This window comes from Devosia sp. XGJD_8, from assembly GCF_046614475.1.
GTDB lineage: Bacteria > Pseudomonadota > Alphaproteobacteria > Rhizobiales > Devosiaceae > Devosia.
Window position 1 is genome coordinate 500,568 of the sequence record NZ_JBKJHF010000001.1, and the last position, 24,514, is coordinate 525,081.

Here is a 24,514-nt window from a genome sequence, read left to right on the forward strand (position 1 = left end):
ACTAAATAATCCTCTGCCCAAAGGGCGCTGCCGGGACGCCTGCATAGACGACGTTTTCCTGCGTGTCTTGCACGACGACGCTGCCTGCGCCGATCGTGCCGCCGCGACCCACCCTGCGCGACGGCAGAATATTGGCGCCGGCGCCTATCAGCGCCAGGTCTCCAACCTGCACGGCCCCACCCAGGGTAGCCCCTGGAGCGATATGCGCGAAATCGCCCACATGGCAATCATGGTCGACGACGGCGCCGTGATTGATGATCCCACCCTTGCCGACAGCAGCCCGTGGCGCGATGATCGCGCGAGCTGCCACCAAGGTTCCGCTGCCAATAGTGGCATATGGCGATACGGTCGCGGCCGGATGAACGATGCTGAAGGGCCGAGCGTCCAGAGCGCTCAGTTCGGCGTAGAGCCTGCCGCGTGTGCGGTTGTCCCCGATGCAGATATGAAACGGCAGTCCGGCCAAGGCGGCAAGCACCAAGAGATGCCGCACGGCGATGCCCAGCACATTCTGGCCGGCTTCGATCTGGCCTTGAGTCCAGACGTCAATTTGGTCGGCAGGTTGACCCGAGGCAAGGAGGGCATCGACAACCACAGCCGTATGCCCACCGGCTCCAAGAAGTTGAATGCGCTCAGTATGCATTTACTTTTGCCAGTAGCTCGGGGGACATCAGATCGAGCGCGCGCAGGGTGGAAACGATCCGGTCGGCAGACTGCCCGTCGCCGTAGAGATTTGTGCCATCGGTTCGCCCGAGAGCCAGCCCTCGCGCTATGCCGGCCCGGATGGATGCCGGGTCCGTGGTCACGTCGACGACATTGGCGTTGCGTTCCCGCAGGTTCTGCCGCGATCCCACGTTGACCACCGGCGTTCCAAAGCTGGCGGCCTCTATAACGCCGCTGCTGGAATTACCCGCGAGCAATGTCGCGTGGCGCAATGCCGACAGGTAGTCCTCGCGCGCTAGGTGAGTGACCAAGACAAGTTGGCCCTTGTCCCGCGCGTCTTCAAGCGCGGTGACGATGCTGGCGCTGCCGGCGTCAGAATTGGGCCTCAGTGCCAGAATCTGCAGGTTCGCCTCGACTAGCGCCGCGATCAGCGCCTGCGCGCTGGCCAACGCGGCCCCGGCTTCCTGAAGCACCGGATGGTAGAGCAGCAGGGCAACCGGCTTGGTCCAGTCCAGACCATGCGCCCCAAAGACTGCGGCAGCGTCGCGGTTGGCCGATTGCAGGATCTGATCGAGCCCAGGCGCACCCACGACATACACTGCGTCGTCGCGCTCCCCCATCCGGATCAGGCGAGCCCGGCTTCCGGCCGTGGCAACTAGATGTAGGTGCGCCAGCTTGGAAATGGCGTGCCGCACCGGCTCGTCTACCGTGCCCGACCGTTCTCCGCCATGGATATGGGCAATGGGGATATTGAGATGAATCGCCGCGATGGCCGCCGCTAACATCTCCCCCCGATCGCCCAGCAACAGGAAGATGTCAGGACGGTCGGCAGCAAGCAGAGTGACCAGCCGGCCGATGATCCGACCGATATTGGATGCGGTAAGCGCCCCGCTCGGATGGCCCTGTTCCGTCTCGATGATCGTCGCCGGCGGGAGGCCGGATTCTTCCACCTCCCGGATCGTGTTGCCTAGGCTCGGGTCCAGATGCATCCCGGTCGCATAGAGCGCCAGGGACATATCAGGCTGCGCCGCTATCCGCAGCAGTGTGGTGCGCATCAGCCCGAAATCGGCCCGCGTTCCGGTCAGATATGCAATCCGGCGCTTGCCCATCAGGCCAAGTCGCTCCAGGCCAGCGTTTGTCCAGCCGCGATGTCGCGTGCCGCCTTCCGGCCGATGACCGTATCGAGCCCTGCAGGCGGAATGCCGTTGCCGGGACGCAGCAGTACTAGGTCGGCACTGCGAATCTCGGCTCCCGACGCGATATTGGCAGCGGCGGTTATGCTGCGCCGCACCAGGTTGCGAACCGGCAATTCAGACGCGCGCGGCGCCTTGACGCCATCTCCCTTTGCCGCCTCCACCACCCGGATCGCCGCGACCATGGCCAGCAGCTCCTGCGGATCGAGCGAGGCTTGATGGTCCGGGCCCGGCAGGCTCTTATCGAGCGTGAAGTGCTTTTCGATCACTTCCGCTCCCAGCGCCACGGCGGCTACCGATACGGTGATGCCCAGGGTATGGTCGGAATAGCCAACGGGTACATGCAGCTCGCGCCCAATCGTATGCATCGCCAGCAGATTCACGTCTTCGGGCGCCGCCGGATAGTTCGACGTGCAGTGTAGCACGGTGAGGCCACCCGCGGTCGGCTGGGATCGCACCACGTCCGCGGCATCGCGGACTTCGTCCAGCGTCGCCATTCCCGTCGACAGGATTAGCGGCAACCCTGCGCGGGCCATGTGCTGCAGAAACGGCAGGTTGGTGATTTCCCCCGACGGCACCTTCACCCGCTTGATGCCGAGCTTCACCAGATAGTCGAAGGAGTCTTCATCGAACGCGGTCGACATGAACTCGATGCCGCGCTCCCGGCAGCGCTCGAACACCGCCTCGTGCATGTCAACCGACATCTCGAGGGCCTTGAGCATGTCGAGCTGGTCGCCGTCGCCGGTCGCCTGCTTCTGGTACTCGGCTTTCTGCGCGCCGCGCCGGGTCAGCTTCTCGGCCGAGAAGGTCTGGAACTTGACCGCGTCGGCGCCCGCATCGGCGGCGACGTCCACCAAGCGCAGGGCCATTTCAGTGTCCCCGTTATGGTTCACACCGGCTTCGGCTATGATAAAAACGCTATTCGTCGCCACGGCATATCCTCTCACCAGGCGGTCCAGCCGCCGTCAACCATCAGGTTCTGGCCAGTTACCCAGCCGGAAAGGTCGCTCGCGAAATAGGCGATCGCACCCTTGAAATCATCCTCGTGCCCCATGCGACCAAGCGGCGTACGCGCCACGTAGCGCTCCGCAAAGGCCGCCGGCTGGCCGCGCGCCACTCCACCGGGACTGACGCAATTAACCCGGATATCCGGGGCGAGCACGGTCGACAGCCAGCGCGTCAACTGCACCATCCCGCCCTTGCTCGCCGCATAGGCGGCGGGATTGCCCATCGCCGTACCGTCATAAAGGCTCATGTCGGGCCCGACATTGCCATAGATGGACGAGACGTTGATGATGGCGCCATGGCTCGAGCTGCGCAGCAGCGGCGCCAGCACCTGGCACAGATGGAATGCGGCGGTGAGGTTGACCTCCACCGCGCGGCGCCAGGTGGCAATGGATTGCTGTTCGAAGGGCACGGCCCAGCCGCTGAGCGTGCTGTCGCCGACAAAGCCGGCATTGTTGACCAGCACATCGAGACGCCCGAATTTTTCCGTGACCGCCTCGACCATGCCGACGCGCTGGGTCTCGTTCTCAAGGTCGATGCAGAGCGTTTCGACGCGCAGATCCGGTGTCTCAGTCTGCAGTTCGCGGCGCGCGTCGTCCAGCGCCGGCTGGGAACGGTCAACCAGGCAGATCGAAGCGCCGAGCTCGCCCAACCCCGCCGAAATGGCGCGACCGATATGACCGGCGCCGCCAGTGACCAGGACCACCCGGTCGGTCATGGACATGAGATTGTGGAGGCTCGTCACGCTGTCACTTCCCTTCGTCTTGCATCGCAGCAATCGCTTCGGCCATGCAGAAATCGAACTCGGTATCGATATCGGCGGCCCGTTCCACCGGGACGGTCACGGCGCGCACGCGACCGGCGAACAGCCGTTCGGCGCCCAGCACGAAATCGGGTCGCGCCGCATAGGCCACTGTGGTCATATCATATACCGGCGGCGCGTCCTGCCGCCGGAATGCCGCAGCGCCGTCGCTTTTGATCACGACTTCTGCCAGAAGGTCGGCCCCGATTGTCACCATGTTGAAATAGGGCGATCTGTTGGACGCGGTCACCGTGATGACCGCGTCAGTCTCAGGGTCTTGCCGGACGATATCGATGCACGCGGCGACATCCCCCACCACCCGGAAGGGCGATGTCGCCGGCAGGCTAACGAAGCAATCAAAACGCCCCCGATTGTCATAATGCCAGCGGATCGCGTGCTGCCAGGCTAACCACTCGGGCGAATTGTCCTGGGCCAGTTCTGCCGGGCGCTCGAACGGCACCTCGGCGCCATGGGCGCGGGCGACCTCCGCAATGGCAGCGTCGTCGGTCGAGACGATGACGGTCTCGATCCCGGGGGTGGCAAGGCCCACCTCTATGGCATGCGCAATCAGCGGCTTGCCCGCCAAGGGGCGGATATTCTTGCCCGGCACGCCCTTGGAGCCTCCCCTCGCGAAAATGAAACCGACCGAACGAAAACCCGCTTCGCTCATCTCATCGCACCTCTTCGAGTTGTCGGCTGCTCATCGATCGCCTGGCAGCATCGATAATGCCCATCACGTCGAGACCCTCTGAGCCCGAAGGCAGGTCGCATTGGCTACCCGAAAGGGACGCCAGAAACGCGGCAATTTCATCGCGGTAGGTCTGGTTGGGATCGAGCGGCGAATGGTGCTGGGTCATCCAGCTTTTACTCGCTGCATTGTAGAGGTCCAGCCGGCCGCTGACAATGTCGGCAACGATGGTCCCCTGCGTGCCGATCAGCTTGCAGGTGCGGCTGACCGCGCGCTGCAGGAAATCGAGATGGACGCTGATCAACCTCTCGGGCGCGTCATAGGTCATGGTGAGCGACGCAATGTCCTCGACGGCGATGTTTAGGTCACCCAGCGTGCCTCCCGCGGCGAAAACGCGCCCGGGTCGGCCGAACATCCAGTAGAGATAGTCGAGCTCATGGCTGAGCTCCAGCAGGGCGCCGCCACCCAAAGCCGGGTTGGCCGAAACGCCATCCTGATATCGGCTCTGCGGGCGCCAGTCCGGCAGGTATTGGCCAACCTCGGCACGAACGGAAATGACCCGGCCGATGGCCTCCGCCTGCACCAACTGCCGCACATGACGCAGCAGCGGGTGATAGCGCAGATTGTAGGCGATGCGGAGCGGCACACTACGGGCTTCGGCGAGCGCGACAACTGCCCCCAGCCCCTCGCCAGTCACCGCGAAGGGCTTCTCGACCAGCACCGGAACGCCACGCCCCACTAGCTCTGTCGCGAGGCGCAGATGTTCCGAGGCTGGACTGGCAATGATCGCGGCATCCGGCTCGAAGGCCAGCGCATCGGCCAGCGTCTCGAAGCTCCGGTCGGGTGCCGCGCCTTGCGGTAGGCTGCCGGCCGTCAGGCGAAGGGCTCCGATGGTCGCCTCAGGCAGCAGCGCGCGCAGATTGGTCAAATGACGCCGGCCAATGCTGCCCAAGCTGGTGATCAGGACCTTTTGAACCGGACCGATCATGCCATCTCAGAGAGAAATGAACTTGGTGAGCAGCGAGAGGCCAATGTTTCCGCTCCGCTCGGGATGGAACTGGGTGGCCATGATGTTGTCACGCTGCAGGGCTGCACAGATGCGGTGCCCGCCATAGAGGCAATCGGCCAGCCGATCCTCCGCACGATCCGGCCGGGCGGCGAAGGAATGCACGAAATAGACGCTGGCCTGAGCCTCCGAAAGCTCGGAAAGCAGCGTCCCGGTCCAGTCGCGACCTTGTTGGGGGGGCACCAGGTTGCTCCAGCCGATATGGGGCACACTCTGGGGACGTCCATCTGTATCAATGGACGGAACCTTAACGACGCGGCCAGGCAACAGGCCCAGACCGCCATGTTCGCCGAATTCCTCGCTGGCATCGAACAGCATCTGCATGCCGACGCAAATGCCCAAGAGTGGTCTTCCGGCCTCGACATGGCGCGCGATCAGGCCGTCGAAGCCGCGGGCGCGAAGCGCCTTCATGCTGTTTTCGAAAGCGCCGACGCCGGGCACGACGAGCTTGTCTGCCACGCTGACCTCGGCCGCGTTTTCGACGACACGCACATCGGCGCCGCAGTGTCGCAGTGCCCGCGCGACGTTCAGCAGGTTGGCCATGCCATAATCGACCAGTGTGATGGGGGTGGTCATAGGCTCCTCACCGTCATGCCGGTATCGCGTGCCGCCTGCCTGATGCTAGGCAGCGTCACACGGTTATAGTGGAGCACGTCGGCCATCGACAGGGCACGGCAATGCGGCAGGTTCGCTGCCTGCCGGAAGTGCTCGAGCGTGCCCATGCCCCCGCTGGCGATGACAGGCACGGGGACTGCGGCGGTCACCGCGTCGATCAGTGCGAGTTCATAACCCTTGCGGGTGCCTTCCTGGTCGACCGAGGTTAGCAGGATTTCCCCAGCGCCCAGGTCGACGGCGCGCCGTACCCAGTCGACCACATCGAGGCCCGTGCGTTCACGTCCATTGTCGGTGAACGCTTCCCACTGGCCCGGTGCCGTCCGCTTGGCTTCCACCGAGAGCACCATTGCTTGTGACCCGAATTCCCGCGAGACTTCGGTGATCAATTGGGGACGGCCGATGGCCGCTGTATTGATGGCAACCTTGTCGGCCCCGGACCGCAGAATGTGCTTGGCGTCAGCCACTGAGCGAATACCGCCACCCACCGTAATCGGGATGAAGACGTGGTCGGCGGCACGCTCGATGATATTGCTGAGGTTGTTCCGGCCGTAGAGGCTGGCGACGATGTCCATGAAAACCAGCTCGTCAGCGCCCGCTTCGTAATAGCGGGCGGCGAACAGGTGCGGATCGCCCAGCACCCGCAGGCCCTCGAGATGGATGCCCTTGATCAGGTTGGGGCCCTTGATGTCGAGGCGTGGAATGATGCGGAAGTTCTTCACGACTGTCCTTCAGCCGCCTGGCTCTCGTGCCACACCGCATGGCGGAGCTGCCAGCGATTGTCCTGCCATTTCCACAGATGCGGACTGCGGAAGGTGTCGGTCAGCGTGTGGAAATATTCACGCGTTATAATGGGTTCTTCGAACATGCGGCTGGCATCGGGGAACTCGTTCTCCGGGATGCTGAGATAACGGAAGATTTCGTCGGCAAAACGCTCTGGCCATTCGTGGTCGAAGCGCTTGACCAGCGAGACACCCTCTTCGCGGTTAATATCGCCCGAGCGGATTTCCTGCGCTGCGTCATAGCTGGCGCGACCCAGGCCGAATTTCGTGCCGGTCGTATAGTAATGAAAGTCATCGATACGGTCGTCGATGCTGTTATATTTGCTATAAGTACCCGGCGTCCTCTCAGGAGACGCTTGGAAGCCGCCATGCTCTACGGCATAATAGTAGCAGCTCTGCGGATGCCATCTGAGGTAATAGCCCAGATAGTGGACCTCCACGCCGTTCTTCTCGATCTCGTCGGGGTTGGCCGGCAGATAGGGGATGAGGTCTTGCTGCTCGATACCGAAATTGCCCTTGAGGTCTGGCACCGACACGCCACCCAGGCTGACGCTGGATTGGTCATTCGACGTGAAATAGGACCAGTCGCGCTTGGAGGTATCGGTATCGCCGATAGGGTTGCCGTATTCTGCTTCGTTCTCGCCGTAGAACACCAACGGGATCTTGTGGAGCAGCGCCATCTTGGGCGCCAGCGACTTCTGCCCGAACATGAAGGCCTGGAACGGGTGGAACAGGTTGTCCACCGCAAGCCGTGTAAGCAGACGATGCACACGGCCATTGGGCGTGCTGAGCAGGTTGTCATGACCGGCGTGGATCCAGCTCTGGAAGTTCTTCCAGCCCCAGTCGGTATAGATATGCGGCGCCCAGGTCACCGTCAGCGGGTGCATGCCATATTTGGTGCGCAAGATGTGGGACGCGTAAAAGCTGTCTTTACCGCCTGAGCCCGGGACGATGCAGTCATAGCTGCCATCGTTGCTGCGATGGGCGTCGCACAGCGCCCGCAGCCTGGCTTCGCGCTCATCCCAATCGATTGAAGACTGCTTCTTTTCTGCGAAGCGGCAGGCATCGCAGATGCCCTCTTTGTCGAAATGGATCGTCGCCTTCTTGCTATCCCTGGTGTGCTTGTATTCCACGGCCGAATTGGGCCGCTGGTTCGAAATGACGCAGCGCTTGCAGTACTGCACATGGGCCGGCAGACCAAATTTGGTTTCATGGGCATGCGCGTCTCCCTCAAAAAGGGTCTTGTCGACGCTCGTTGGGGCAGGAATGCGATCCATAGGTTCTCTCGTTTCGTTGGCACGGGGCTCGCCTGTGCGCCTGTGCGATCACGGCGCGAGGCGGCTTGGAGTTGGCTCGTCTTAACCTAGAATTGGCGGTACTTCCACCAAGCGTTCCAAGCATATCTCGCAAAAGCGAACGCAGAGCGCACGAGGCTGAGCCGCTCGATATCGCGATAGGTTTTCCAGACCATTCTCATGGATCGCCACTTGTTGCGGGATACCGAGAGCCCAAGCACGCGATAGCGCATGAGGTCGGCATCTAGGCCGCGGGCCAGATGCCCCCTCTTCAGGATGCCCAGCCACAGGACGAAGTCGTCATAGTAGGTCTTGGTCATGTTGAACGGGCCAGATTTTTGCCTGTCGATGATGACGGTGGAGGTGGCGATCGCGGTGTTGCCGAGCAGGCTGTGATAATTGAGCGTCGCGGGCGCGCTGATGAGCCGCCCCGTTTCGGTGCCGTCGGCGTTGATACGGCGAAAGCCGGTGAAGCTCAGGACGGCATCCTGCGCCGTCATGAAAGCCAACTGCGTCGCCAGTTTCTCGGGCAGCCACAGATCGTCGCTGTCGAGGAAGGCGATGTATCGACCCTGGGCATGATCGAGCGCCTTCTGTCGCGCCATTGCCGGTCCGCTGTTGACTTGCCGGATAAGGCGTATGCGCAGATCGGTCTCGGCGTAGCTGGCGACAACCTCGGCCGTCTTGTCGGGCGATCCGTCCTCGACGATCAGCATCTCCCAGTTCCGATAGCTCTGGGCCTGCACGGAGCGAATGGTTTCAGCCACATAGCCCTCGGCCTTGTAGGCCGGTGTGACAATCGAAACGAGATCCTCGATCATGCGCAACTCACCAATCCAAAGAATCTGCCGTAATAAGAGTAGTGCTCTGGGAACATGCCGGAGAGATTGGCGACAATGTCCTGTGGAAGCTGCTCCTCCGTAGGAAAATACTGCAGAGCATCCGGGCTCTCTAGCCAGACCAGCGTCGCGGAGCTTATATTCACCAGGAAGGTCTTCGGGTTTGTCGCGACGGGCGACGTCCAGGGCAAAGGCGGCCCCGCCGTAGGCCGAGCGGGCTCCCGCGCGGTCGCCTCCCGCGCGGTCGGCTCCTGCGCGACAGAACCCTGGTACCTTGGCACCAGCCGGTTGTCGTATCCCAGCATACGCAACGCATCGACCCCACTGACTCGCGGCGACAAACGCCGGATGTTTGCATAGTTGTAGACTGCCGATGCGCCACCGTCGGTCATGCGCTGCAGCTCGGCACAGAATGCATCGGAGCTGCCGCCGCGGATGGCCAGTTCCAGTACGCGCTCAAGACTGCGCTTCGCTCCGGACTCCATCGTATCCAGATTCGAAACGGATACGACCGGATAAAGGCCCGTACGCGATCTGAGAAATGTTATGTTCTTGGGATCCGATACCAGGATCTCGTCGCCTTCCATATGCTTGAGCACCGCCTCTGCCGCCGCCAGGTCCGCACGATCGTAAGCGGCCAGGGGGCCGCTTTCCGGCGGCGTCTGGTTTTGGAAGGCATAGGGCTTGAAGTAGGTTCTCGACACCGCAATCTCGACACCGACAGCCGAGACAATGGCCAGGAGAGGAACGAGGGCAACGGCCCGGCTCATCCTTGCCGCCAGCGGAGCGACGACCGACAGCAGCGCCAACGCGATCAGCACCGGCCCTGCGCGATTGAAATAGGGGGCGACATTGGCGGGCGCCGCAAAAAGCGCAAGGCCGACAATAGCCACGCAGCCGGCTCCAAGTGCGAAGCTCGGTATGGTCAGGGTAGGCAAACGCGGCAGTACCAACGCCGCCAGCGTTGCCAGTGCGGTGCTCAGCAGGAGCGCCTCCACAAACCCGGCCCGGTGAATGAAGGGAAATCCGGTCAGTATGGCAGCAAGCAGGACAGCAAATATCAGAGTTTGGGCGGCAAAAAAGAAGGCCCTGTCGCGCTCGGCCGGTGCCAGAATCGCGTCGATGCGTTCCCTCGAGCGCAGCGCGAGGAACGCCAGCACAAGCGATCCCAGCATGACCAGGCTAAAGGCGAGCAGCGACATCGACCGCGCGATTTCGAACAGGGCCACCCTCGCCCCGGCTCCGGGTGCCAGGTCTCCGTCAATGGCGACATTGGCGAGGCTCTTTCCGGTTAACGGCCTCAGGACCAGGTCGAAGAGGTCCCAGAACCCCCATTCGTCCATGCCGCCATCCGAGGGGAAGAACACCACCTTGAGGCTCATGCCGCCCACCAGCGCGAGGATCGCGACATTGGTCAGCGCGACCCAGCGCAGCGCGCGCGTCCCGAAGCGCGCATAGATGATCGACAGGATGTAGAGCGCGAGAAAGATGGCCGCTGCAAAAGCCACGAACAGCAGGGCACCACGATGGATCGGGAGCGTGATTATCGTCAGGGCCGCCGCGCAGTAAACGGCCGGCGACAGGCCCAGCCGCTGCCAGAGCCAGCCGGACAGGATGACAAGCGCGACCAAGGCTGCGGCATATTCGATAGACAGGATGTTCGCCAGGCTGCCAAGCAGCACCCCGAAGACCAGGCCGGCTATCTTGACCCACGGGAAGGAGGTCCGTGTCAGCTTAGAGAAATGGGTGGGCAGCAACAGTGACAGCAGGACAAGCACGGCCGTTTCCGCCAGCGTGCCATTGGTCGGGTTAGAGAGACCGTACTGCGACAGGACCAGCGCCATCGCGAACAGGGCGGCGGTGCGGTCAAGAGTGAGGCGGCGAACCACGCAAAGCACCGCGCCCGCTTGCAGCGGGGCCATGGCAATGGGCCATATCCATTCCGCATCGAGCGGGTCGGCACCCGTCAATGTGGTCGCAATGCCCAGGAACAACTGCTGGAAGGGGATGTAGGACTGCGCCACGAAAGGATTGAGCACAAGTGTATGGGCAAACTCAAGTGCCCCGCCCTGGAAGTGACTGCGCTGGAAGAGATCGGTAACCGGATATTCCGAGTAGATGGCAAGGCCATAGGTGTATCGTGCCGCAACCAGAAGCACGACAACCAGCACCACGAGCAGCAGCGTGCTGCGCTGCCGATCGCTAAGTCGTATCCACTCCGCTGACTTAAGCCAGCCGGCAACGGAGAGCAATGTCAGGGCGACGAGGGCGACAAGCAAAAACGCCGCCATGCCCGAGAACCGCTCCAGCAGCATGAAGGTGGTTATGAAGGTGAAGAGCCCGAGGAAATAGGCGATCATCAACGCCTGCAGCTTGTCGATGCCGCGCGCTGCCAGATTCCCCATGCCGGACATGGTCGCCAGACCGATGCCGGTCGGTATGACCAGCAGTAGTGGTGACATGCAGATCGTGGCAAGCAGGGACGGCATCGGCAGCAATGCCGGCACGATGCCAAGAACCAGCAGCAGCAGGATGACTTTGAAACCGTTGGTCATGCTGCGCTTTGTGTCCCGGTTAGACTGAGCAGCGAGCCGGCAAAGGTGGCGACATTGCCCTCGGACAGGTCGTAGAGCTCGCCGGCATGGCTGGCTCGCCATACGTCTTCGAAGAAGAGATCGACTTTCCCGGTCTCAGGAATAAAATGTGCAGGCGCCCGCAGCATGTCAGGCAGTTCGGATAGTGCGGTGACCGGGGTCACCAGACCGCTGTTGCGATAGAAGGAATCGCCCAGCGCAAACACCGGCTTGCCATAGAGCAGCGCCTCTGCCCCCGCCTTGGAATTGACCGTGACGACAGACACCGCCTGCTGCAGCACCCGGTGGTTGTTGATGGTGGGGTAGAGCAGAACGAGATTGTCGTGTCGCTTCACCAGCGCGCCGATGCCAGACGAGGACAGGGCGCCGACCAGCGCCGGATGTTCCTTCACCACCACGCGATGGCCCAAGGGTGCTATGCGGCACAAATAGTCGATCAGCGCCAGTTGATCGAGATATTCGGGCGCCCGGATGGTCAGCGCGAAGTCGGCAGGAACGTGAAGCGGGTAGTAGATGAAGGGCGAATCGGTTGGAATGTCAGCGTAGTGGCGCTTCGACCGGGCCGAATTGGCCGCCATCCGCACGTGGCGGGCGACATGGCCGCCGACATGCTGGAATTCTTCCTGCCGCCTGAGGACATACTTGTCATAGAGTTTTTCGCCCAATCGCCGGATGTTCCGAGTGTCTAGGATTTTCCTCAGCGCGCCGCGATAATGCGATTTGTCCTTGGTAGGAATCACAACGGTCTGACTTGCCTTCACACGGTCGAGGGTGGCGCGGACATCTTCCGATACCTGGGCGGCTCCATGGGGAATTGTCGGGGCGGCAAAACTATCGAGCGACAGCATGAAGCGTCCCCTGAAGAACGACGGTTCGATGAAATAGTTCACGATGCCATGCCGACGGGCCGCAAAATAGACCGCCAGCACCGAAGTGAAGCCGCCCAATTCTTGCACCACGGTCAGTTCCCGGCCTTCGCCGACCAACTGGGCGACGATTGAGTCCAGCGCGGCGAGATGTCGTTTGAACTTGTCGGCGATGGGGGCGCTGTTCCGCATGTCATAGGCCGCCTTCTCGTGCCCGATGAGAATCCCGGGCTGCGCGATGCCGAAGTCGTCGAAGGAAACGGCGGCCCCGTCAGCGGCCATCGAGAAGGGATTGAAGACCCGCGAACCGCCGGACTCGAGCTCCGCGGCGCCGCCTTCGTGGAAGCAGACATGGACGATGTCGATGCCTTGCGCGGCTAGTAGCGGCTCCAGCGCGCCGTAGAACCGGGACTGGTTCTGCGCCAGGCTGACGAATATGAAGGTCTGCGTCATGCTGGTTTTACCTCGATGCTGCTCATCGGCAGGCCGGTCAGCGGATTGCGGGCATGAGCGGCACGAAAGCGCGCGCCGTTGCAGCATTCGGCAAAGGTGTCGAGCAGGGACTGGACCTGCTCCACGGTGATGGTCTTGTTGCGGCGAGATCGGTCGAGCCGGTTGCGCGACCAGGTAACGAACCGGCTGCCGGCCACTACGTTGGCAGCCCCCTGGGCGATTTGGGCGGGGTTGGCATTGGGCCGTCCCCCCCGCATGGCCGCGCCGAAATTGCGTTTCACCGGCTGCTTGGGCAGGCGGCCCAGGATCGTGGCGACACGCTCCGCGGCCTTGCCATCAACTTTGTAAAACCACGGCTCGATTTCATCCCGCGCGCCATCGGGCACGAAATCGCCCGGCGCAGCCAGATGATCGGAGACATGCCCGACCAGTGCCTCGAAGGAGGACGCACGGATGCTGAGGCGGGAGGGCAGGGGTGTGTGATCGAGCAGCAGCTCAGTATTGAGATATTCTAGTGAGATGGCAGGCTTGCGCTGCAACAGGGCGTCCACCGCAGTTCCGCAGTTGAGGTGGACGATGCAGGCAGCATTGGCGATCATGTTGAGAGCATCGCCGCGCCCATCCACCACGATATTGGGGATGTCGGCAAAGCGCTGGCGGTATACCGTCTCGTTCTCGAACGGGTGAGGCCGTACCAGCACTGTTTGGTTCGGCAGGGCACGCGCCAGTTCAGCCACCGCGTCCTGATAGCGAGGGAACAGCGCCTCCATGTCGGCAAACCAGGTATCCACATATTCGGGGTCCCAGCCCAACGAGCGGAAGATATGCTTTTCGGCATCGCTCGACCGGGTAAACCCGGGATTGATCGCCGAAAAATTGGTGTTGACCAGAACATACCCTTTCCTCTCATAGGTCAGGGCCGCGTTCCACGGCGGTGAACACAGATCGTAGCGGGGACATCCGGTAAGATGCATCCGGTCCTGCTGGAGGCCGCTTTCCTGGGCGAAAGCCGCGCGCACTGCATCGCCCCAGAAGAAGTAGTCATTGACCAGGTCGATAAGGCCCGTCTCACGCAAGCTTCGAGCCCAATTATGCGGCTCCCTCAACCCCGCGCGCGACAAAATCCCTCCCTCGGTGTCGAGCACAGCGATATGCATGCCAAGGTCTCTATAGGTGCGGACGAGATCTTCGTTACTTTGTCGCACATAGTTGAGCACGACGCTTTCGCAGGAAAGCAGAGGTAGGTCATAGCCCTGGGCATACATTGGCACGATCACCGACGACCGGCCCTCTCGTGCCAGTGCATAGGCGAGCAGAGAGATACCCCTGAGGTCTCGCTTTGGATTGTCGATCACAAGGCCGATGGAACGCCTATCTTGCGACACTGGACGGGCCTTCCGCTATCGCCTGACGAACATAGGCCTCCACCGCTTGGCTCGAATTTCCCTGGGGCGGCTGGTAGAATATCTGGCTGATGATGTGGTTCTTGTCGTCGGTGCTGACTGGCGCAGGCGTCCAATCAGGCCGGGCAGAATTGGCCAGCAGCGCGCGCAACGCATCAGCGCTTTCGGGAAAGGCGATGACTCGGGCGGTCGCAGCGTCGCTCGGAGTGAATATCAATTCCTCGTCAGGTCTCCGAGCGTCCCCCCAAAACGGCACGACGGTCTGTCCTACGCAAAACTGCGCCTCAAGCACCGACAAGGAATTGAAGCCAACGATTAGTCGCGCTGTGGGCAGCAGTTCGGTGAGCGGCACTTGGTGGTCGATAGTTACGAACTTCTCCATCTTCCCGGCACGGCCCCGAATCTCGTCTACGTCCTGGGGGTTTTTCGCCTTGATAACGAACTCGATACCACTGCCGCTATGGGTCTGGGCCGCGGTGAGGAAGAGGGCCAGCACCTCGCCGAAGTTGTGCGGAGCACGATAGTCGGGGTCGCGGTAGCTCAGCAACACCACGCGTGTTAAAGAACTGCTGGCCGTATCGATGTCTGTCCAGAGGTCAAGCCGTGGCGGCCCGGTGACCACCACTTGCTCTGGTGCACAGGCTCCGCTCTCAATGAATATCTTCCGCGTGGACTCCCCAAAAACGGCAATGGAATCGCCTTCATATTTGAAGCCGGTGTAATACTTGGTGACAGAGCGCTGCTCTATTGGCAGGCACATATGCTCGCGGCATAGCCCAAGAAATGGAATGCCGGCCCGCTTTGCGCCCAATCGGGCCCCCTCGCATTGCCAGTAATCGATATGCGAGGTCATGAACGCGTCCACCGGGAAACGGCGGCGCAACGCTACCACCAAGTCGTCACCGAAACGCTGGAGGCTGGCCCAGACTTTGGCGTGTGCTTCATCGTGAAACATCTGGTACTTGGTCTGTACCCGCATTTCTAGCGGGCACCACGCGCTTTGGACATGTCCTAAATATTGGTTGTTGAGATAGACCCAATTAACGTCGGTACGTTTACGAAGTTCAGCCAGGTCCTTGCTGAACAGAGGACGATAAAAGGCGACAACGGTCGGCCGGTTAGGTTTCCAATCTCCCGCATCCGCTCGCGATGCCATGAATTCAGCAGCAAATTTCGACCCGCCAATGCGGCAAGCCAGTACCAGAGCGGCGATCTTGGCTTTCTCGGTTGCACGGCGCCAACGGACATCGATAGGCAACTTGGAAGACATCAGGTCACTCTTTTGATCGGATATTGGGGAAACCAGGGTCATGACGGCAGTCTCGCCAGCAATCGCGGCAGCCATCTTTGCCGCACCGAGGGCGCGATGGCCAACCAGGCCGTCAGCGACAGCAGCATGAGGAAGACCAGCCCGCCGCAGATCGCCAGCAGGAGCAAGCTGCCGATTTCGAAACGCTCCAGCGCCAGCCGGAACACCACGAAGAAGCCGGCGGCCAGGGCAAGGGAGCGGATGGCGAAGTGCGTCCACAGCGACAGGTCGATGCCGAACTCGCCTTGCTGGAGTTTCCAGTAGCTTGGCGTGACGATGACCTGGGAAAGCACCAGCGCGATGACAAAGGCCGGCCAGCCGATAAAATAGAACAGCACGAGGGCGCTGACGTAATAGGCAGTCGTGCTGACGAGCGACAGCGCGCTCATGCGGCTCGATGCGGAAACGCGCGACATCAGCATGGTCGTGCCGATGCCGAAGCTGCAGATGGAAATCGGCCACAGCATGGCCACGCTCAGCCAGATCGGCAGGTGCGGATCGGTCAGGCCAAGCCAGAGCTCCAAGATTTCCGGCGCGAAGATCATCACCGTCGCCGATGCCGCTATGATCAGCGTCGCCAGGAAGATGGTGCCGTCCTCGACCACCCGGAGCAACGCCTCGCTGCGGTCGAGGGCATCGGAACGGGCGGCGAAAGGCAGCAGCGCGCCGTTGAACATGCCGCTTGCCGTCTTCACCACCTTGGGAATGCGCATGACGATATCGAAGGCGCCCACCATGGCCGAGGTGGACAGCAGGCCGATGATCACCGAGGGGCCGAAATTGACCATTATGGACAGCAGCTTCTGGGAAAACAGCCGGAGAGCGTGCCCCATGAAGGCGCGGTGCCCCAGCCATATGGCATGCGCTGTGAAATGTACGCTCTCGATGCGGCCCGACGCGAGAATGACGAGATAGACAAGGGCCCGCGCATTCCAAACCATGACATAGGCGATGGCCGCCTGGGATGCGGTGGACGGCGATTGGCTAAGCGCGAAGGCAATGCCGAAAAAGGCCAGGTTGCTGGCGACCTCGAGACCGCGCACCAGCTTGAAGCGCTCTGCGCCCTCCAGCGCCCCGCGCGCCACGCTGCTGAACAATTGCAGGGGCAGCGAAGCGGCGCTCAGCAGGACGACAATTTGCAACTCGCCGATCAGGTTTTCGGCGGAGTGAAACAGCGCGCGCGTCACCGGCTCGCTCAGGCCCGCCAGTATTGCCCCAGCGACGATGCCGATTCCGACGGCGGTGATCGCGGCGGCGCTGATGGAGCGCCGGCCCGCCTCCAGATCCTTCTTGGCCTTGGCGGTGGCGACGGCGCGGGCCGTGACCTCCGGCATGCCCCCTTCGAGTAGGCCGAGAATGCCCGTGGGCAGGAGCAGGCGAGCCAGCACTATGAGGCCATAGCCGGCCAGGCCGTAGGCGCCGACCAGGATCGGCACGGTTGCAAGCGAGAGCAGTGTATTGAGACCGAAAGCAGTGATGTTGTAATAGGTGTTTCTGGCAAGCGACGCCATCAGAACCACTTTTCCAATCGATCGAGTGCGGCCCAGAAGCCTTCGCCGCCGTTCTTGTGGCCCTGCCAGATTTCCGGAACGAAGGATGCACCGGCTGCTTTGCGCGCGAGCACGTCGGACACCATCCCGAAATCGATGGTGCCGCTGCCGATCTGAAGTCCCTCGCCATCCACGCCTTCAGCATCGACGATATGCAGATGGGCACTGTAGGCGGCGACCTGCTCGAGGAAGTCCTTGAATGATACGCCCATGTGGTTACAGGCCAGCTGGGAATGGGAAATGTCGAGGCAAATACGATAGCCGTGGCGCGAGCAGAAGGCGTCGATATCCTCGGCCGACAGGAACAGGTTATGGTAGCGCTGCCCGCCAAAATGCCAGGGATAGGGCGGCATTGTCTGCGGAATAATCTCGACGCCCTCGCTATCGAGCTGCAACAGACTCTCCGCGACCAGGTCATAGAGAGCAGCATGCTGGGACTGGGGGATGAAGCCGTCGAGGCTGAAGCCGCCGGCATTGATGATGATCAGTGGGCGCTTTGAGCGCGAGAAGTGCGGCTTTAACTTGCGTGTGATGTCGATGACGCGCTGCAATTCCCTGACTGAGCGAGCACGATATTCCGGATCAGGCGAGCACAGGTCCATGATGTGGTCGCCAGCGAACAACTCCGGGCTGTGCACAACGAAGTCTAGGTCATAATTCCCGTCGAAAAAGGTGCTCAGCTCTACGTCGAGATCATTGTAGCTTAGATGGAACTCGACTAGGTCGAAGTTCGAGCGGCCGATCATCTTGGCCATGTCGTGGTAGCGGATAGGCACCCCGAATGGACGGGAGAAATTGTAGGGCCGCGACACCACAGCATTGCTATCCACATCGGACGGGAAGAAAAAGTCGCCCGCCTTGAAGTCATGGCGGGCAAACATGCCGACAAGTTCTGCCTTCCGATAGGGCGGCAGGCCCTTGCCAGGGCTGCGCACATCTATCATCTCATCGGTGATGATGCTGTCGCGCGCGAGATCGCGGTTGATCACAAGGCTCTTGCCGAGGACCTCGCGGTTCATCATTTCACCCTGCGTGACGCGGCGGGTGTCCTGGCTGCCGAGAGACTCCTCGACCTCCCTTATGCCCTGCACCATCGTGCGGAACTCGTCAGGCAGCAGACTGACACGGTGGTCATTGCCTTCCATATTGCGATCAAGCGTGAAATGCTTTTCGATTACGCGGGCACCGCGCGCGACGGCGGCGATAGCAACCGCGATGCCGCGCTCATGTCCGGAATAGCCAATCGGGCAATTGCCGATGCGCTTCAGACGATCCATGTAGTTAAGATGTATATCCTTGAACGGCGCCGGATAGGTCGAGTTGCAATGCAGCAAGACAAACTGCGCGTTCAGCCGGCGCAGGATACGCACCGCGTCAACGATTTCGCCTTCGTTGGACATGCCGGTCGAACAAATCAGGGGACGACCGGTGCGGGCCATGCGCGCAAGCAGGTCATGATTCGTTAGATCGGCTGAAGCCAATTTGAACGCGGGCAGGCCATAGCCATCGAGCTGATCGAGGCTTTCCATGTCGAAGGGCGTGCATAACGGCATAATGCCGTTGTGTTTGCAGTAGTCGAATACCTTGAACAGCTCCTCGACTGGCAACTGGAAGCGCGACAACAGGTCCAGAGTATACTGGGCGCCCAAATCCTCGCTAGCATCGGTCGGGTTCCCAGCATTGAGATAGAGCGACGGCATGTGGCGCAACTGAAACTTAGCGCAGTCCGCCCCGGCCTTGATAGCCTCGTCGACCAGCCTGTATGCTAGTTCCACGCTGCCATTGTGGTTGTTGCCGATTTCGGCAATCAACAGCGCTGGCTTGTCGTCGGCGATGACGAATTCGCCGATCCTAAACTCGGAATCTTCCTGCTTGGCGATCGAAACGAGATGCTGGTGTCGATCAACGATCGGAATGATGTGGATGCGCTCGTTGAAGGCGCTCTCGATTTCGTCATGCGATGCTTCCTGCGGCAGGCTGGTGAACTGTTTGTTGCTGACCAGGCTAACCGCGACGTCCAAGTCGACTTGATGCGATTCGGTCAGCCAGCGGCGTACGTCGCCGTCGGTCAGCACGCCCTCGAGCTTGCCCGCCTCTGAGACCGAGAACACGATGCCACACTTGTTATCGTTGATCCGGCGCAACGCACTGAGCAGAGAGTCTTCCGAAAATACTATGTACTTGGAAAGATTGCGTTCCAAAATCACGATGTTGGCTCTTCTAACATTAACCCCGAAACAATAGCAAAGTCGGTCAAGCTATCTATTTCCCAACTCTCTTCTTCGCTCATCAGAAACATGCTTATCGCTCCGCCAAGCCGGTTCTTGGCAGACTTGAGGATTTCCGTCCGGGTGATGTAGATCGATCCCGTCTCCCGATACCAGCGATCTTCCGGTCGGATATCTTGTCGCCTCGGCCGATTCTTGTAGTCATACAATGCCCGTGGTGCCGCTAAGTCCTGCCAGAAAAAGTGGTGGTTCTCACAGACCGAAACCAAGCTGTCGGCGCCACTGCCCTCAAACTGGGCGATCGCAGCATCTAGGGTGCCCTTCCTGCGGAAGGGCGAAGTCGGCTGGAGCAAGATGATGGCCTCGAAGAACATGCCCCTTTGCTCATAGGCTTCCAACGCGTGTAGCAGCACGGGTTCGGTGGCCGTGGTATCTTCCGCCAGGTGCGCGGGGCGCTGAAATGGAACCTCCGCGCCATGCTCGAGGCCGACATTCGCAATCTCTTCGCTGTCCGTGGAGAGCACGACTGTAACCCCGGCTGAAGCTAGCCCGGTCTCGATCGACCAGGCCACGAGCGGCTTGCCAAGTATTGGGCGCAGGTTTTTACCAGGCACGCCCTTTGATCCCCCCCTGGCAGGGACTACGGCTAGATACTTCATACGACCCCACGGAAGTATTCGATTGTTCTCGCAAGACCTGCTTCGAGCGCCACCGTCGGCTGCCAGCCCAGGACCTCCCTGGCCCGACTGATATCGGGCTTCCGCTGGGTCGGATCATCGGCTGGCAGGGGCAGATGCAGGATGCCGCCCGTCGAACCGATAAGGCTCGTCGTCAGTTCTGCGAGCTCGCGCATTGTAAACTCGGCAGGGGTGCCGAGGTTGATCGGACCGGTCACCGTATCGTCGGAAGCCATCAACCGAATGAACCCCTCGATGAGGTCGTCCACATAACAGAACGAGCGGGTCTGGGTGCCGTCGCCATAGATGGTGAGGCCTTCGCCGCGCAGCGCCTGCACGATGAAGTTGGAAACTACGCGTCCGTCATCCGGGCGCATGTTGGGTCCATAGGTATTGAAGATGCGCGCGACCTTAATCCTGACGCCAAACTGACGGTGATAGTCGAAGAACAGGGTTTCCGCTGCCCTCTTGCCTTCGTCGTAGCAGGAGCGCACACCGATCGGGTTTACATGGCCCCAATAGGTTTCGGGCTGCGGATGGACATGGGGATCCCCATAAACTTCGCTGGTCGATGCCTGAAGGATCTTCGCGCCAGTAGCTTGGGCTAGTTCGAGCATGTTCATCGCCCCCATGAAGCAGGTCTTCAACGTTTGGAGCGGTGCGCGCTGATAGTGGATGGGCGAGGCGGGGCAAGCGAGGTTATAGATTTCGTCGACTTGCAGATCGATTGGCGAAGTAACGTCGTGGTCGATGACCTCGAATGCCGGGGTTCGGACTAGTGACCGAATATTGTCGGGGGAGCCGGTGTAGAAATTATCCAAGCAAATGACATGATTGCCATCGGCCAAAAGCCGAGTGCAGAGATGCGATCCGAGAAAACCGGCCCCTCCTGTAACCAAAATGCGCTTTTTGCTGGGCGAATCGATAGCGTTCAATTGCTGATCCTTCTCAGCCCTGCTGAGGCAAGGTCGGGAGTTAGTAGAGGGTTGATCCAGCATCCAAAATGGTCGCAGATCACCATGTTGAGGCACGCGCATAAGCGCGCGAAATTTGACTGTGGCCTATTTCAGATCGACAACAGAGTCTAGCGCCTGGCGCTAGGCAAAGCGGCGATCTGTTGGAATATCGTGGGAAAAAATCATCCTGACAGAGCTAGTTCTCGCCGAATAAGTCGCGTGTGTACACTCGATCTGCTACATCAGACAGAGCCATCTCCATTCGATTGCAGATGATTAGCGTGGCTGCACGTTTGAACGCATTGAGGTCGTTCTCGACGACCAAGCCGGAGAAGCGGCTTTCCACTATCAAGGGTTCGTATAATACAATCTGTACCCCCAACTCCTGTAGCAGGTTTGCCACCGTAAGCGCGCTTGACGCCCTATAGTTGTCTGCGCCCGACTTCATGGCGAGCTTGTAGATGCCCACGCAGTCTGGCTTTTTTGCGGCTATATCATGCGCTATGAATCGGGCGCGGTCAGCGTTGGAAGTAGTAATCGCGCCAATCAACGTGGATGGATTAGAACCAAAACTGGACCGAAGCTGCTTGGTATCTTTGGGTAGGCAGTAGCCACCAAAACCGAACGAGGGATTATTGTAAGTACTTCCGATTCTAGGATCGAGGCCAATTCCCTCGATAATCTCTCCCGCGTTCAATTTGTTCGCAAGCGCATAATTGTCGAGCTCGTTGAAGTAAGCGACGCGCATCGCCAAATACGTGTTGGCAAATAGCTTAATTGCTTCTGCCTCGTCAGGTCCTGTGTAGATTACTGGCGTGGCAGGATTGCTTGAACATTGCAATAGAATTTCCGCAAATTGCATAGAACGCTCCGTTCTGCCGCCAATCACTATACGTGATGGATAAAGGTTATCGTGTAGCGCATTCCCCTCACGCAAGAACTCGGGGGAGAATGCTACACGATCTGCCCCATACCTCAGCTGCAACGACCTTGTGTAACCGATTGGGATGGTGGACTTAATGATGACCGTAGCGTCGGTGTTTTTCCGAAATGCTTCTTCCAACACACCGTCAATTGTGCCGGTGTCAAACGAGTTGGTTTCTTCGTTGTAGTTGGTCGGAAGCGCGATGATAATGTACTCGGCACCAACGTACGCTACGTCTTGATCTAGGGTAGCTCGGAGCGATAGCTTCTTTGTTTTGAAGAAGCGCTGGATGTCCAGATCGAAAACAGGTGAGCGTCTCTCATTGATATCTTTGATCCGCTTTGGCGCGATGTCGAGCGCGGTTACATCGTGCTTCTGCGCCAAGAGAACTGCCATGGAGAGGCCTACGTAGCCAGTTCCGACGACCGTGATTTTCATCTGATGCCTGCATATCCTGAGTGTCGCGCAGCGATAACGCGATGCAGGTGATTGCTCAATGCTGAATCGTTTTGAGATGACCGGTGCGAATATCTGGAAGCGGCAGACCAAGCTTTGCCTGGGTGCCTATTACGCGGCTGTCTCGCGTTGGTAGGCAACGTCGCGCCACCTCAATCTGAGCCAATTCAGACATAACGCGGTACGCAATGCCATGGTGGTCCCCGCCCGAGCGTGCGGGTCGCTATAGCCTGCTGGGCATTAGGCCAGCTCCTGCGGCCCGGGAAGGCAAGAGCCGTGTGTGGTTCGCTCGAGAGAGGTCCGACGAACGTCGCCCTGCAAACGCGCAAGGAGCGGCCGGCCCACCGCGTTCTTCGCACAGAAGATCACAGCAGGCAGTGGATAGCGAATCGGCGCCGGGCAGGGGGCATACTAATCCGTTCGCACCTACCAACATTACCCAATTCGCCCAAAATCGTCCTCAATACGGACGATATCGTCTTCACCAAGATACGAGCCAGTCTGAATCTCAATGAGCTCGAGCTCAATTATTCCCGGGTTCGCCAGCCTGTGTGTGCAACCCAATGGTAGATAAATAGATTGATTTTCCCCGAGTGTCGACACAATGCCATCAATCGTTACTTCTGCGGTGCCCTTGACGACGACCCAATGCTCGGAACGATGGTAGTGTTTCTGGAGCGAAAGCTTCTTGCCAGGTTTCACGAATAGCCGTTTCACTTGAAACCTGTCGGACATCAGCACAGACGAGTATCCTCCCCAAGGTCGATAGCTGGTCTTGTGAGTCTCGGTGAGGGCAGTCGTGGCGGGGTCAGCCTTGAGCGATTTCACAATGGCGCCCACCCGTTGCGCCTGAGACAAGTGTCCAACAAAAATTGCATCTTCGCTCGCAATGACGGCTATGTCGTTTAACCCCTCGACGACGACATGGACTCCATTGGTCATCACCATTGAATTGGTGGTGTTTGACAACAGCGCGGATCCGAGCACGACATTGCCCGCAGCGTCGGCCTGATGGGCTTTCCAGACCGAGTCCCACGCCCCAAGATCGGACCATTCGAAGCTGACAGGCAGCACAGCGGCTTTGCTGGTTTTTTCAAATATGGCGTAATCAACGGAAATGTTTGGTGCCAGCTCGAACGCGGGCGCGTCCAGCCGAACAAAGTCTAGATCGGCCTTTGCCAGCTTAACCGCCCGACGCGCCGCCTCAGCCGTTTCGGGCGCCAGGGCCTCGCACTCATCAATAAAAGTCCTGGCGGCAAGCATGAACATGCCGGAATTCCACACGTAGCCACCTTCGGCCAGCAAAGCCTCGGCCTTGGCCAGCTCGGGCTTCTCGACAAATTGGCCAACCTTACTAGCGCCGCGACCAACCGCATCGCCGACAGCGATGTAGCCGTATCCCGTCTCGGGCCCGGTCGGCATGATGCCAAAGGTAACCAGCCAACCGTCGCGGGCGACCGCTTCCGCTGTATTGACTGCGTCATAATAGGCCGCGTCCGCAGCGATTGCGTGGTCAGAGGCAAGAATGTGCAATACCGCACCCTCGTCCTGGTTCAGCGCGTAATATGCCGCCGACGCAATAGCGACCGCGGTATTCCGAGACGCCGGCTCAAGCAGTATGGCCCCGAGCTCAATGCCGGCATCCTGCGCCTGTTCCGCAACAACAAATCGGTATTCAGCATTAGTGAGCACAATGGGCGCTCCATAGCGCGCAGAGCCGCCCAGCCGCTCTAGGGTCTGCTGGAAAAGCGACCGGTCGCCCATCAACTCGATAAACTGCTTGGGGCGCGATGACCGTGACATGGGCCACAAGCGTGTCCCCTGTCCGCCGGCGAGGATGACTGGAACGATTTTATTGGTCACTAAAGCCTCAGTCGTTTGGGTGGACATGAAGAGTGAGGATTGGCTCACCGCCGAGTGTGGTCGTTGCGCCCCCGGTCGAAGTCTCCTATCTCACCCCTACCGACGTGCAAACCGTGAATCTTGACAAGCTGCATCGTCCTGCTGGCAAGTGGAACCGGTGATCAACCCGACAACCCCTGCGAGTTGGAATTGGGTGCCGGATAACCCGGATTTCGCCTTTGCACCCATCGCAGCTCCGTGTCGGGAAGTGTGCTGGGCGCGGCGACGACGACCTTTTGATCTACGCTTGCAC

At 60.3% G+C, this 24,514-nt stretch carries 20 protein-coding genes; all 20 read right to left on the minus strand.

From position 1 onward, the window contains the following. Position 1 precedes the first annotated feature (1 nt). Positions 2–640, minus strand: coding sequence for a NeuD/PglB/VioB family sugar acetyltransferase (locus ACLI1C_RS02310; protein WP_411395240.1), 639 nt, complete (start codon positions 638–640; stop codon positions 2–4). Further along, entirely contained in the window at positions 630–1,769 is a 1,140-nt protein-coding gene (gene neuC / locus ACLI1C_RS02315; RefSeq protein WP_411395241.1) for a UDP-N-acetylglucosamine 2-epimerase, read from the minus strand. The genes ACLI1C_RS02310 and neuC overlap by 11 nt, the downstream gene beginning before the upstream one ends. Continuing rightward, complete coding sequence (neuB, locus tag ACLI1C_RS02320) at positions 1,769–2,800, minus strand: N-acetylneuraminate synthase (RefSeq protein ID WP_411395242.1); 1,032 nt, start codon at positions 2,798–2,800, stop codon at positions 1,769–1,771. Before neuB ends, neuC begins: the two co-directional genes overlap by 1 nt. Further along, entirely contained in the window at positions 2,797–3,603 is an 807-nt protein-coding gene (locus tag ACLI1C_RS02325; RefSeq protein ID WP_411395243.1) for an SDR family oxidoreductase, read from the minus strand. Before ACLI1C_RS02325 ends, neuB begins: the two co-directional genes overlap by 4 nt. A 4-nt stretch (positions 3,604–3,607) precedes the next feature. Further along, positions 3,608–4,330, minus strand: a complete 723-nt coding sequence (locus ACLI1C_RS02330; RefSeq protein ID WP_411395244.1) for a cytidylyltransferase domain-containing protein — start codon at positions 4,328–4,330, stop codon at positions 3,608–3,610. A 1-nt stretch (position 4,331) separates the two neighbouring features. Next, a complete protein-coding gene (locus ACLI1C_RS02335) occupies positions 4,332–5,336 on the minus strand; it encodes a Gfo/Idh/MocA family protein (RefSeq protein ID WP_411395245.1) in 1,005 nt (334 codons plus the stop codon). 6 nt (positions 5,337–5,342) lie between these two features. Next, a complete protein-coding gene (gene hisH / locus ACLI1C_RS02340) occupies positions 5,343–5,990 on the minus strand; it encodes an imidazole glycerol phosphate synthase subunit HisH (protein ID WP_411395246.1) in 648 nt (215 codons plus the stop codon). Beyond that, complete coding sequence (gene hisF / locus ACLI1C_RS02345) at positions 5,987–6,748, minus strand: imidazole glycerol phosphate synthase subunit HisF (RefSeq protein ID WP_411395247.1); 762 nt, start codon at positions 6,746–6,748, stop codon at positions 5,987–5,989. Before hisF ends, hisH begins: the two co-directional genes overlap by 4 nt. Then, complete coding sequence (locus tag ACLI1C_RS02350; RefSeq protein ID WP_411395248.1) at positions 6,745–8,085, minus strand: N-acetyl sugar amidotransferase; 1,341 nt, start codon at positions 8,083–8,085, stop codon at positions 6,745–6,747. Before ACLI1C_RS02350 ends, hisF begins: the two co-directional genes overlap by 4 nt. 86 nt (positions 8,086–8,171) lie before the next feature. Next, a complete protein-coding gene (locus tag ACLI1C_RS02355; RefSeq protein WP_411395249.1) occupies positions 8,172–8,924 on the minus strand; it encodes a glycosyltransferase family 2 protein in 753 nt (250 codons plus the stop codon). Beyond that, a complete protein-coding gene (locus ACLI1C_RS02360; protein ID WP_411395250.1) occupies positions 8,921–11,497 on the minus strand; it encodes a hypothetical protein in 2,577 nt (858 codons plus the stop codon). Before ACLI1C_RS02360 ends, ACLI1C_RS02355 begins: the two co-directional genes overlap by 4 nt. Continuing rightward, positions 11,494–12,855 carry a capsule biosynthesis protein gene (locus tag ACLI1C_RS02365; protein ID WP_411395251.1) on the minus strand — a complete coding sequence of 454 codons (1,362 nt, stop codon included), beginning with the start codon at positions 12,853–12,855 and terminating at the stop codon, positions 11,494–11,496. Before ACLI1C_RS02365 ends, ACLI1C_RS02360 begins: the two co-directional genes overlap by 4 nt. After that, positions 12,852–14,210 (minus strand): surface carbohydrate biosynthesis protein, encoded by a 1,359-nt coding sequence (locus tag ACLI1C_RS02370; RefSeq protein ID WP_411395252.1) that lies wholly within the window; start codon positions 14,208–14,210, stop codon positions 12,852–12,854. The genes ACLI1C_RS02365 and ACLI1C_RS02370 overlap by 4 nt, the downstream gene beginning before the upstream one ends. Positions 14,211–14,226: 16 nt before the next feature. Beyond that, on the minus strand, positions 14,227–15,570 hold the full coding sequence (locus tag ACLI1C_RS02375; protein WP_411395253.1) for a hypothetical protein: 1,344 nt from the start codon (positions 15,568–15,570) through the stop codon (positions 14,227–14,229). Continuing rightward, a complete protein-coding gene (locus ACLI1C_RS02380) occupies positions 15,567–17,078 on the minus strand; it encodes a lipopolysaccharide biosynthesis protein (RefSeq protein WP_411395254.1) in 1,512 nt (503 codons plus the stop codon). The genes ACLI1C_RS02375 and ACLI1C_RS02380 overlap by 4 nt, the downstream gene beginning before the upstream one ends. Further along, complete coding sequence (locus ACLI1C_RS02385; RefSeq protein ID WP_411395255.1) at positions 17,078–19,324, minus strand: N-acetylneuraminate synthase family protein; 2,247 nt, start codon at positions 19,322–19,324, stop codon at positions 17,078–17,080. Before ACLI1C_RS02385 ends, ACLI1C_RS02380 begins: the two co-directional genes overlap by 1 nt. Beyond that, on the minus strand, positions 19,321–20,004 hold the full coding sequence (locus ACLI1C_RS02390) for a cytidylyltransferase domain-containing protein (RefSeq protein ID WP_411395256.1): 684 nt from the start codon (positions 20,002–20,004) through the stop codon (positions 19,321–19,323). The genes ACLI1C_RS02385 and ACLI1C_RS02390 overlap by 4 nt, the downstream gene beginning before the upstream one ends. Next, positions 20,001–20,957: a UDP-glucuronic acid decarboxylase family protein gene (locus ACLI1C_RS02395; protein ID WP_411395257.1), complete on the minus strand. Its 957-nt coding sequence runs from the start codon at positions 20,955–20,957 to the stop codon at positions 20,001–20,003. The genes ACLI1C_RS02390 and ACLI1C_RS02395 overlap by 4 nt, the downstream gene beginning before the upstream one ends. Before the next feature lie 217 nt (positions 20,958–21,174). Continuing rightward, on the minus strand, positions 21,175–22,341 hold the full coding sequence (locus ACLI1C_RS02400; RefSeq protein WP_411395258.1) for a nucleotide sugar dehydrogenase: 1,167 nt from the start codon (positions 22,339–22,341) through the stop codon (positions 21,175–21,177). A 453-nt stretch (positions 22,342–22,794) separates the two neighbouring features. Then, positions 22,795–24,222, minus strand: coding sequence for a mannose-1-phosphate guanylyltransferase/mannose-6-phosphate isomerase (locus tag ACLI1C_RS02405; protein ID WP_411395259.1), 1,428 nt, complete (start codon positions 24,220–24,222; stop codon positions 22,795–22,797). Between the last annotated feature and the right edge of the window lie 292 nt (positions 24,223–24,514).

Coding starts and splice junctions, on each gene's coding strand:
- ACLI1C_RS02355 (WP_411395249.1), bottom strand. CDS start 8,924: ATGATCGAGGATCTCGTTTCGATTGTCACACCGGCCTACAAGGCCGAG.
- ACLI1C_RS02390 (WP_411395256.1), bottom strand. CDS start 20,004: ATGAAGTATCTAGCCGTAGTCCCTGCCAGGGGGGGATCAAAGGGCGTG.
- ACLI1C_RS02330 (WP_411395244.1), bottom strand. CDS start 4,330: ATGAGCGAAGCGGGTTTTCGTTCGGTCGGTTTCATTTTCGCGAGGGGA.
- ACLI1C_RS02335 (WP_411395245.1), bottom strand. CDS start 5,336: ATGATCGGTCCGGTTCAAAAGGTCCTGATCACCAGCTTGGGCAGCATT.
- ACLI1C_RS02350 (WP_411395248.1), bottom strand. CDS start 8,085: ATGGATCGCATTCCTGCCCCAACGAGCGTCGACAAGACCCTTTTTGAG.
- hisH (WP_411395246.1), bottom strand. CDS start 5,990: ATGACCACCCCCATCACACTGGTCGATTATGGCATGGCCAACCTGCTG.
- ACLI1C_RS02360 (WP_411395250.1), bottom strand. CDS start 11,497: ATGACCAACGGTTTCAAAGTCATCCTGCTGCTGCTGGTTCTTGGCATC.
- ACLI1C_RS02365 (WP_411395251.1), bottom strand. CDS start 12,855: ATGACGCAGACCTTCATATTCGTCAGCCTGGCGCAGAACCAGTCCCGG.
- neuC (WP_411395241.1), bottom strand. CDS start 1,769: ATGGGCAAGCGCCGGATTGCATATCTGACCGGAACGCGGGCCGATTTC.
- ACLI1C_RS02310 (WP_411395240.1), bottom strand. CDS start 640: ATGCATACTGAGCGCATTCAACTTCTTGGAGCCGGTGGGCATACGGCT.
- ACLI1C_RS02375 (WP_411395253.1), bottom strand. CDS start 15,570: ATGACCCTGGTTTCCCCAATATCCGATCAAAAGAGTGACCTGATGTCT.
- ACLI1C_RS02400 (WP_411395258.1), bottom strand. CDS start 22,341: ATGAAAATCACGGTCGTCGGAACTGGCTACGTAGGCCTCTCCATGGCA.
- ACLI1C_RS02380 (WP_411395254.1), bottom strand. CDS start 17,078: ATGGCGTCGCTTGCCAGAAACACCTATTACAACATCACTGCTTTCGGT.